This is a genomic window from Sulfitobacter sp. 1A13679 (assembly GCF_043557115.1).
GTDB lineage: Bacteria > Pseudomonadota > Alphaproteobacteria > Rhodobacterales > Rhodobacteraceae > Sulfitobacter > Sulfitobacter faviae.
The window spans coordinates 1-9,368 of sequence record NZ_JBIFFO010000042.1 but is presented as its reverse complement, the minus strand read 5'-3'; the positions used below and the strand labels follow the sequence as shown (position 1 = coordinate 9,368).

The window sequence follows — 9,368 nt, the reverse complement described above, 5'->3', positions numbered from 1 at the left end:
AGGTTGCCGCCTGAAATGAAATCAATGCTATAGCTTACCACGGCGGCAAACTGGTCGAATTTCCAGGACCACCTCTATATTGGGCAAGGCGCTCTTGGGCGTCGGCCACCATGGTGCGGATCTTCCAACAGTGAAACCTGCCCCCCCATTGCCCACCCGCCGGTGCCCAAAGAACGGCGCCCCACCATCGAGCGCGACCACACCCGCGAGGGCAAGGATCACCGGCAGGAGAACAGGCTACAAAACCATAGCAAGCGCGATGTCGAAGGCGCGCTTCCCCCATCTCGCATAAACGGTTCCTGACCGGCCCGATGGGAAAGACCGCCCCAACCGCGACCGGGCTATGGATGACCCGATGTTTCATAACCGCTGCCTCCCAACCCGCGCCAAAGCGGAGACGGTTGCTGCAAGAAGCGCTGCCGGGAAAGTTGGCTACAACCAGCCAAACGGCACTTTCATGCAAAAAATTTGGCTAAAATATTACGGAGGCAGGTTAAGGAAGTCTTAACCGCCGAAGGGCGCCTCATCCGCGAAAGCATCAGGGATCAGATCTTCCCAGAACGCCCGCATCTCCGACGCACAGAGCGCGGCCTTCCAACCCAGCCGAGAGAACTCTGATTTCAAAAGTTCATCGCTCAGCCAAGCCAAGAACAATTTCCGGTCCGCGTCGCGCTGTGTGGGAGAGCGGGATTCGACGATTTCCTGCACCCGCGCCATGATCGCGGCCCGCGCTTTGCGTTCTTCTTCAACCACTTGCGCGCGCTCTTCTGCCGCAGCATCGGTCTGCGCCGTTTGCGCTTTGCGCACCACCGCCGCGGCTTTGGCCTTGGGCGAAGGGGCTGCGGGTTTCTCTGACTTATAGTCGTTCTGAAGCGCAGCCCTTAGATATCCCACCGGGCTATCGACGCCCCCCCTGCCCTTCAAATAGGCAATCTTTTCTGAAACATAGTCCTCACCATGTTCGGAAATCCATTGCCGCGCCAACCGGTCTGAGACGCCCAAATCCATGAGAGCGGTATAGACGGCCCCCTGCCGCAGCCCTTCCCCATCATCAATGTCGAGCATGGCAAGCTGCGGGTTCTCTTTGATGAGAAACCGGATCTCACTGACCTGCCGCCCCATCTTGTGCAGCTCGGGGGTGATCAGGATGTTTGAGGTCTTGTTCACCTCCGCCACGGCTGGCTTGATGATCTTGGCATTCAGGTGCTTAAAACTTTCGTAATAGGCACTGCCATCGACCCCCATAAGCCGGCGAAACAGATCAATCGGCCACCACCCCGTCGATCCGGTCCGCAGAAACCGATAGCAGTTTTCATAGAGCGCCAGCGCATGGCCAGAGGTGAACCGCCGCTGGATATTCAGATTAATGAGCGCGAAAACCTTCGGATCATGCAGTTTTTCCGCCAAAGCCGGGGAATAGGCATATTCACAGACCCCCGCCGACAGTTTCGCATAGGACAAAAGCGCTGAGACGCCCCATTCCTGCCGCCCATTGGCATCCAACATATCCCATTCCGCCGTCGTCTCGGCCAAACTGCGGAGGGACTGTTTCAACGTATCCATGTCGTTGGAGTTATAGCCCACCATCATGCATAGGGTCCGCGCATCGATCTGATGTTTGTTGCGCGTCACCAGCGTGTCATAGGCATTGAGGAGAAGAACATTGCTCAGCTTCCGCTGTAGTAGCGTCAACTTTCCCGAGACGTGGATCGCCGCCACGTTCTTCTTCACCGACTGCCGGCGAAGCGCGCCGGTCAATTTCTCATGGGGGATGCTGCTCATCTCGGCCTCTGCTCTGCCGCCACCGCCCCGACGCTTCGCGTTCTTGGGTGACCTCGCCCCATTATTGCGCAAAAGGTGCCCAATCTCAATCAGTCAATGGGGACCCGTTTACAGGGCAGAGGCATCCCGGAAACGGGTCCCTTACGGTATATTTACCTTACTCGCGTGGGCCGACCGAAGGAAACGCGGGCTTGGAAGCCCAAAAATCGCTTCAAAACGGCCCTCCCGACGATCGGTCCCCCTCCCCCCGCGAATCGGACCCCGTTCACCCGCATACGGGTACTGGCGAACCTGTAGGCAGGTACCATTAAACCTGCAAAGTGGTACCTATCTTTCCATAGCGCGTTGATATGAAAAGATTACTTAGGCCTAAAGATTCTAAATCTAATAAACAATAACAAACTATGTGGGCTTTTCTTAGTATAGATTCTGATTTGAAGAGGCCGGTTTCGCATGCGAAACCGGCAAGGCGCTCCCAACATGTACAGCATACCTTACTGATTCCCATTTCCGAAAGGATGTGCGACAATTAGGATGATAACATCGAATAATGATGATTTGACCGAGGCATCGCAACATGGACAAGAAGTCGGGCACACCCCTGCCCCCCTATTTCAATCTCGACCCTGAAACCGCAGCAGCGAAGCTTAGCGATCCGGTAGACACTGCCCGATTCGCCAAAGCCGCCGCTTTTGCTGGGCGCGGAAGGGCAGATCTCGCTAAACGCGGGTATGCCCCAGACGGCCAGAAAAAGCTTCGAAAATTTTCGACGTGGGAGATTTGCCGCTACCTCATCCCCGTAGCCCCCGCGCATCTGCGAAGGGTGCTGAACAAACACCCCGAACTTCCCCAAGGCGAGGGCGCCGGAAACGCAAAGCGGTTTAGCCTCGAAGAAATACTTACGCTGCGAAACCACTTCGCCGAAGAAGGTGTCAGCACCAAGGAATACCGCCCCTATCGCCCCGAAGGCCTACCAGCGAAAGTGGTCGCGGTGGCGAATTTTAAAGGGGGTGTGGGCAAGACCTCAACGGCGGCGCATTTGGCCATGTCTGCGGCGTTGGACGGCTATAAAGTGCTTGTCGTCGACCTCGACTCCCAAGGCTCGATGACCTCCATCATGGGGGGGCAGGTTCAGGATGAGTGGCAGACCATCTTCCCTCTCCTCGCCCGCGATTACGCGATGCAGGTGCAGGCTGAAAACCGGGTTCGTGCGGCGGCTGCAGAGCCCGAAATTCCGATGGACGAAACCCTTACCGAGGCGCTGACGATCTCGCTCAAAGACGTCGTTCAAAAGACCCATTGGCCCAACATCGATCTCATCGGAGCCCAGCTCAATCTGTATTGGGCGGAGTTTCAAATCCCCGTTTGGCGGATGGCCTTGCGGCATTGGGCCCTGTGGGATGCGCTCTCTTCGGCGCTGGATTCAGGGGGGGCGTTGGATGAATATGACATCATCTTGCTCGATACGCCCCCTGCCCTCGGCTATCTGACGATCAATGCTTTGGCCGCGGCAGATATTATCATGGTGCCCTTGGGTGCCTCGTTCTTGGAGTTCGATTCCACAGGTCGTTTCTTTGATATGCTCTATTCCACCTTTGCCTCGATTGAGGAGGGAGAGAACGCGGCGCGGCGGCGCGAAGGCTTGCCGGAGATGAAGTTTGAATGGGACGTCGTGCGTGCAATCATCACGCGCTTTGACGCCAGCCAGCAGACCGATCTAGCAAACGTGATCCAAGCTTATTTCGGTGATATGACAAATACTTACCGGCAGGAGTTCACGGCGATGGTCGGGCAGGCCGGAGAGAGTGTTAACGGGATTTACGAGGCTGATTACCGGGATTTTAACCGTGAGACCTATACCCGCGGTCGGGAAACCTTTGATCGGACCTATGCCGAGTTCAAAGAGATTTTGCTGGGCGCATGGTGGCGCGATGATCAAGAGCGGAAGGAGGCCGAGAATGGCGAAACGCAGACAGCTTGAAGTCCCCTCGGCGGAGGCGCTTAAAGAGATTGAAGAGGGTTTCGCGCGCGAAACCTCCCGAATTGGTACCCGGGCGCCAATCGCCGACGTCGCGGCGGATGCGGCACGGCATAAAGACCCCCTACCCCAGCATCTGCGCGAAGAAAATGCGCGGGACAAAGCGGATGCAAAAGCGCTGCGATTGGCGCGCGAAAAGGGCCTCGTCCTAACCGAAGTGCCACTGCATGAGATCACCGCTGATGCGCTAAGCCGTGATCGTTTGAAGATGGATGAAGAGGACCTTGCCGAGTTGCGGCGGTCGATTGCGGACCATGGGCTCCGCTTGCCGATCGAGGTTTTTGAGCCGTCCAATCCTGAAGCCGCCGGGAAATATGCTCTGATCTCTGGCTTCAGACGCCTTGCCGCCATGCGCGAATTGAACGCGCTTTCGGGCGGTGAGCGCCATCAGACGATTCCGGCTTTCGTGCGCAAACCGGATACGCTGGCCGATGCGATCGTGGCGATGATCGAGGAAAACGAGGTCAGGACCGGGCTCAGCCAATATGAGCGCGGGCGGGCAGCCGCGATCACGGTGCATGATGGGGTTTTTCCCACTGTTGATGAGGCCGTGGCGACGCTGTTTTCCTCGGCCAGCAAGGCAAAGCGGTCGAAGGTTCGATCCTTTGCTTTGGTGCATGAGGAGCTTGGCGATATGCTCCGTTTCGGACCCGAGCTCAGCGAACGTCAATGTCTGCGTATTGCGACCGGCCTCCGTGCAGGCCAAACCGAGGCGATGCGGACGGCACTGGAATCTCATGCCGTGGCCACGGCGGAGGATGAATGGGCGGTGTTAGAGCCGTTGATCGTAGCAGTCGAAGGTGTCGGCACCGATCCCAAACGCGGCGGGCGGCCTCGAAAAACCGTGGAACGGTCTAGGCCGGTAAGCTTGGCCAATGATGTCACGATGGAGCGTGTACGTACCGAAGATGGTTATGCCATTCGCATCCGGGGTACTCATGTGAACGAGGAGATGATTGAGCTGGTGATGGACCGGATCAAATATCTGCTTGAAGAAGTTTGATGCGGCGAAGAGAGGTTTCGCGCGCGAAACCTCTCTCACCCTCCGCCCCAGACCAATTGGGTTTCGCACGCGAAACCCCCTCCCCTAACCCGGAGCGCACGCCGCCTTAAGATATGGTTTATCCGCCCCTCTAATGCTGAAATTCTCAGTTCTCGAAAGAGGCCGCGACGCCCATTCTCGATATCTTCGAAGATCACCACAACGGATTAACCGGCCCCATCTGCGGCGGGTTCGACGTTACGCCCAGTGATGCGGCAGACCTTCCTCAGGTGACCCGCGGGGTGGTGGTCGCTTCTGCTGGCGATCTGGCGGTGGTGCTGAAAAGCGGGGACGCGGCCACCCTGCCCGCCCTTTCGCCCGGCGTGATCTACCCGATCCGCATCGCAAGGGTGCTGGCGACGGGAACCACAGCCACAGCCATCAAGGGGGTGGTTTAATGCTGGGGATCGGAATGCACACATTTGCGGCATACCGTAGCCGGGTACCTATCGCTTTTCGGCGGGGTTCAGTTTGGATCGGGTGCGCTTTGATATTGGTATCGAACAGATTGGCGGGGACTATCGCGCGGCGGTTGAACCACGCGATCTGGAGCGGCGCGGCGATCCATGTCTATGGCTTAGCCGGCAATGACGGCAACAGCGGCCTTGGCGCGGACGGTGATTTCGCCAATGCAAAGCGAACTATCCATGCGGCTTTTACCGCGGGCAACGCCACGTGTGCGGCCTATCGCGTTCTGGTCGAGCCGGGCGAATACGCCGAAGCGGCCTTCACCCGCGATGGTAATGACGAGCCGAACCAGCCTGTCGCCGTGATCGGTTGGGGTGGGCCGCTGCGCTATCGCGCGGGGCCGTTCGATGTGATATGGAGTGACGCGGGCGGGACGTTCACGGCGAATGAAAGCTCGGTACGGCGGTTGTTTAGCAGCGATTTGCTGATGCCGGAGGGGCTCTATACCGAATTAAGAGAAGCTGCGGATGTAGCCAGTTGCGCGGCGACGGTGAATACTTGGGTTCATGAAGGAGTCCTACTGCATGTGAATATTGGGAGCGCGCCGGGCGCGCGAGATATCGCGGTGATCCAGTCCTTTCATGGGGCACGGTTTCTGACGCACGATAAAGATTTCTATCTTGAAAACGTCCATTGCGAAGGCGGGATCACCTGGGCGCTGAATTTCGATGCCGTCGCGGCGCGCAATATCGTCGGGGTGAATTGCGGCTTTCGCTATTCCGCGTCCTCGAATCCCACGGCTTTGCAGGATTTCGCACGGGTGCGGCGCACGAATGGCTTGGTCGCCTTTTTCGATTGCGACGCTTCGGGCGGGGCGAAGGACGGCTGGTCTTTCCATGAGGACGGCACGCCGGGGATGCATGTTCGTTGCAGGGCTGTTCCGGTTGGCGCAATGGGTTCAGGACGGCGATTTCCTGCAATGGTTTTACCACGCATGACGGGGTGCGGGCGATCCTATTGGGCGGCGATTTTGGTCTGTCGCGCAATGGCACCGAAGTAAATGTAATCCAATCGACCGAGACTTAAGCCGCCGGTTGCCATGCCTTAGCGCGGGACGTGGATGGCACATCCGTCGCGTTCAAATGTTCGAACGATGCCCTGATGTGGTTGCAAGACTGGTCGGGAGATGCTGTAGATCAGGCGGAAAACTATGCCTTGCAGGCCAATGCTGGCACTGTTTTCACCCGGAGCTTTTCGGCTCTGGCGGGGGGCATGGAGGCCACCTCGGGTGGGTCTGTAACACCATTTTGAGACAGGCGTAGGGCCAGCTCCTTCCAGTCTGCCACGGCCTTGGGCCTGCGCTCCCAAGTTTCGCAGCGCTCGAAGGCATGCGGGCTGTTGTAGCCGATGATCGACGGGACGTTCGGGTGGCAGAGTCGGTCTGGCCCGAGGGTGGGCAGCCCATGGTGTTGGTAGAGCAGGATGCGATTGGAGTTGGTCGTTCGATAGACGACCCCCGGTTCGTCGCGGTAGGGGGCGAGACCGATATCGGCATGGGCGATATGGACAAGCGTGGTGTCGAAACTCTGTTAGCCGTGCCAAGTGATGTTGGGCCGCGTAGGTGGCGTTTCGCGTAAGCGGCCAAGGACATGGATATGCCAGTGGGGGGCGCGTCAGCCAACTGAGTGAGGGCAGGAGTGTCGAGGAGGGTCGTCCCTGCGTAGGCGGGATGGGGCCCTCGCGATGGGTGCGGTAAGCAGTACTGACCTGTTATTCTGCGTGGGGGATGCCGATTGGCTCCAGCGTGACGTTGGGGTGATGCGCGAAACGGGCGCCGATATGGGGGCTGGCGGTGCTAGTGCGGGTAAAGGGGTGGTGGTTCCGTTCTGCCCGCAGAAGCACATCCGGCGCATTCAGCAGGCAAATATCGTCTAAAACACGGTAAAAGCGCACGACCTGTGGAGCTAGTTCGGCCAAACGCGGGCCAAGCAGGACCGGCGAGCCGCTTTCGCATATGACAAGGTCAGCTTGGGCGAGCGGCCCCCCAGGAGGCGGCGCCAGTGATTGATAAAGAGCGGGTAGCTGGGTTCGAGCCAGCGGTTGAGCCGCGCGCTTTTGGTTTTGATCGGATGGATCGGCGGTAGGCTGTAGATCGATGTGAGGTCCGGCCCGTAGTTGCGGGTGCCGAAGTGCGGCGGGCAGTCGCGAGCGGCCATGAACCGGCCCCGACCCGGCGCGGACCCATGGCTAGCGCGATTGCGGAAACTGCCGAGGCGACCCATGCCCGCGCCGATGCCAAAGCGGCGATCCGGGCAGAGAACGACGCGCTGGCGCATGAACATGTTCGGCTTAAAAAACTTGGCTTGATCACGGATCAAATCCAGACGTCCGAAGTGCTGACCTCCAAGCTAACCCGTGACGGATCCGCCAATGTAGTCCCTGAATTGGATGAGCTGAAAGACTCTATCAAGGCCGATGGGCTTTTAAATCCGATCCGGGTAGAGAAGACAGAGAACGGCTTTGATCTTATTCAGGGTTACCGCCGCCTGTCGGCCTTTCGGCAGCTGGCCGAGGAGACAGGCGACCTCCGGTACAGCCGTATCTCCGCCGCGATGGTTCCCCGCGGGGAACCGCTTGTTGGCCTCTACCGCAAAATCGTCGACGAAAACCTGATTCGCAAAGATCTGTCCTTTGGCGAGATGACGCACCTTGCGCTGTCTTATGCAGGCGACGAGGGGATTGGTGCGGCAGAGGCGGTCTCATCGCTGTATGCCTCAGCCCTAAAACAAAAGCGGACCTATATCAGGCAGTTCGCCCGAGTCTTGGAGGCTCTTGAGGGTGCCGTGCGCTACCCCGAAGCAATTCCTAGGGCCTTGGGGCTGGACCTTTATAAGCTGATCGAGGGGCGTCCCGATCTGGCAAAGGATATCGCTGACCACTTGAATAGGCATCCCGAGAGGGACAAGGATGCCGAGTTGGGAATGCTCCGGGAGGCGCTGATTGTGCCGAAAAAGGCAGGCTCAAAGGGGGGCAAATCGGTATCCAAAACCTCCCTGAGGATGGGCCGTCCGGAAGGTGAGGCGCGGGTGACCGCTCTGGATGGGAAAGTCGAGTTGCGCTTGGAGCGTGACTTCTCGGCCATTCCAAAGGCGCGGCTTTAGCAAGGCATCGAGTCGTTCTTGGCAGCGCTTGATGCGAATGAATAAAAGTGTGGTTCCCCAGCACTTGGGGAACCACCGTCGGACAGTGGCCGGTTATAAGAGGGCGCAGGCTCAGACCGTCGCGATGCCCCGAATGATATTGGCGAACGTCCTAAGCGGTTCGGTCCGCTGCTGGAATACGGAATAGGCGATCACGTAGTCGAAAGTGACTGCCGAATGGAAGGGCCGCACCACCACCTCATTGTTCCGCCACGCACTTGCCGCGAAGGGTTCGATCAGACCAATTGCAAGGTTTTCAGCAATCAGACTGTAGCCCGTGTGCGACGTCTGGATGCCGATTCCTTAGGCGTAATCCACCCCCGCATCCGTCAGCGCCTTAGCGAAAAGGTTCCAGTTGGTTAGCCCGCTGGGCAGGATTCTTAGTACCCTTTCCCCAAGGAAATCCTGCGGCGTGATGACCGCCAGTGGATGGCTCTCATTGGACTGGCCCCCGTTTCACCGGACACCTAAGCGGTTTCGGTTGTGGCCTTGATGAACTCGCGAGGCGAGCGCCATCTTAGGCCGCTGTGGGGGTGGTTGTTGTTATAGTCCTCGATCCATTCTCCTATCAAATTCAAAACGGTTTCGGCATTGGGTAGTGGATTGACGCGCACGTAATCGCGTTTGAGCGTCTTTACGAAGGCTTCGGACATGCCGTTGGATTGCGGGCTGGCGACTGGGGTGAAGCATGACTTCAGGCCGAGCTGGCGAGCGAAGATGCGGGTTTCCTTTGCTGTGTAAGCGCTTCCATTGTCGGATAAGACCTCGACCACCGCTGGCGCATGATAGCTGCCGAAGCGTCTTCCGACAGCCTCCAAGAGGGTCATGTCCCAGGGAGAGGTGTAACTTCTGGTAGCGCTTTTGGTGGCGTCCGCGCCCTTCATGAGGCGCCGTAGGA

General features: G+C 58.3%; 9 protein-coding genes. 5 read left to right on the top strand and 4 right to left on the bottom strand.

Annotated elements, in window-relative coordinates:
• Positions 1-504 precede the first annotated feature (504 nt).
• Positions 505-1,782, bottom strand: coding sequence for a replication initiation protein (locus tag ACGYLA_RS19135; RefSeq protein WP_394434554.1), 1,278 nt, complete (start codon positions 1,780-1,782; stop codon positions 505-507).
• 577 nt (positions 1,783-2,359) lie between these two features.
• On the opposite strand from ACGYLA_RS19135, the gene ACGYLA_RS19130 reads away from it, so the two are divergent.
• The 4 genes from ACGYLA_RS19130 (at position 2,360) to ACGYLA_RS19115 (ending at position 6,330) form a co-directional block, all read left to right on the top strand.
• The gene (locus ACGYLA_RS19130) at positions 2,360-3,763 is read left to right on the top strand and encodes an AAA family ATPase (protein ID WP_271694119.1); all 1,404 of its coding nucleotides are present in this window, start codon (positions 2,360-2,362) and stop codon (positions 3,761-3,763) included.
• A complete protein-coding gene (locus ACGYLA_RS19125; RefSeq protein WP_271694120.1) occupies positions 3,741-4,823 on the top strand; it encodes a ParB N-terminal domain-containing protein in 1,083 nt (360 codons plus the stop codon). Before ACGYLA_RS19130 ends, ACGYLA_RS19125 begins: the two co-directional genes overlap by 23 nt.
• Before the next feature lie 269 nt (positions 4,824-5,092).
• A complete protein-coding gene (locus tag ACGYLA_RS19120) occupies positions 5,093-5,260 on the top strand; it encodes a hypothetical protein (RefSeq protein ID WP_271694121.1) in 168 nt (55 codons plus the stop codon).
• A 134-nt stretch (positions 5,261-5,394) separates the two neighbouring features.
• A complete protein-coding gene (locus tag ACGYLA_RS19115; protein WP_394434551.1) occupies positions 5,395-6,330 on the top strand; it encodes a hypothetical protein in 936 nt (311 codons plus the stop codon).
• 710 nt (positions 6,331-7,040) lie between these two features.
• On the opposite strand, the gene ACGYLA_RS19110 is transcribed toward ACGYLA_RS19115, so the two are convergent.
• A complete protein-coding gene (locus tag ACGYLA_RS19110; RefSeq protein WP_394434556.1) occupies positions 7,041-7,286 on the bottom strand; it encodes a hypothetical protein in 246 nt (81 codons plus the stop codon).
• Positions 7,235-7,606 (bottom strand): hypothetical protein, encoded by a 372-nt coding sequence (locus ACGYLA_RS19105; RefSeq protein ID WP_394434549.1) that lies wholly within the window; start codon positions 7,604-7,606, stop codon positions 7,235-7,237. The genes ACGYLA_RS19110 and ACGYLA_RS19105 overlap by 52 nt, the downstream gene beginning before the upstream one ends.
• Positions 7,607-7,633: 27 nt before the next feature.
• Here ACGYLA_RS19105 and ACGYLA_RS19100 point away from each other — a divergent pair, with 27 nt between their 5' ends.
• Positions 7,634-8,431, top strand: a complete 798-nt coding sequence (locus ACGYLA_RS19100) for a ParB N-terminal domain-containing protein (protein WP_394434547.1) — start codon at positions 7,634-7,636, stop codon at positions 8,429-8,431.
• A 506-nt stretch (positions 8,432-8,937) separates the two neighbouring features.
• Here the strand turns inward: ACGYLA_RS19100 and ACGYLA_RS19095 are convergent.
• Positions 8,938-9,368: integrase core domain-containing protein (locus ACGYLA_RS19095; protein WP_394434545.1), on the bottom strand; the 431-nt coding region annotated here is incomplete at its 5' end.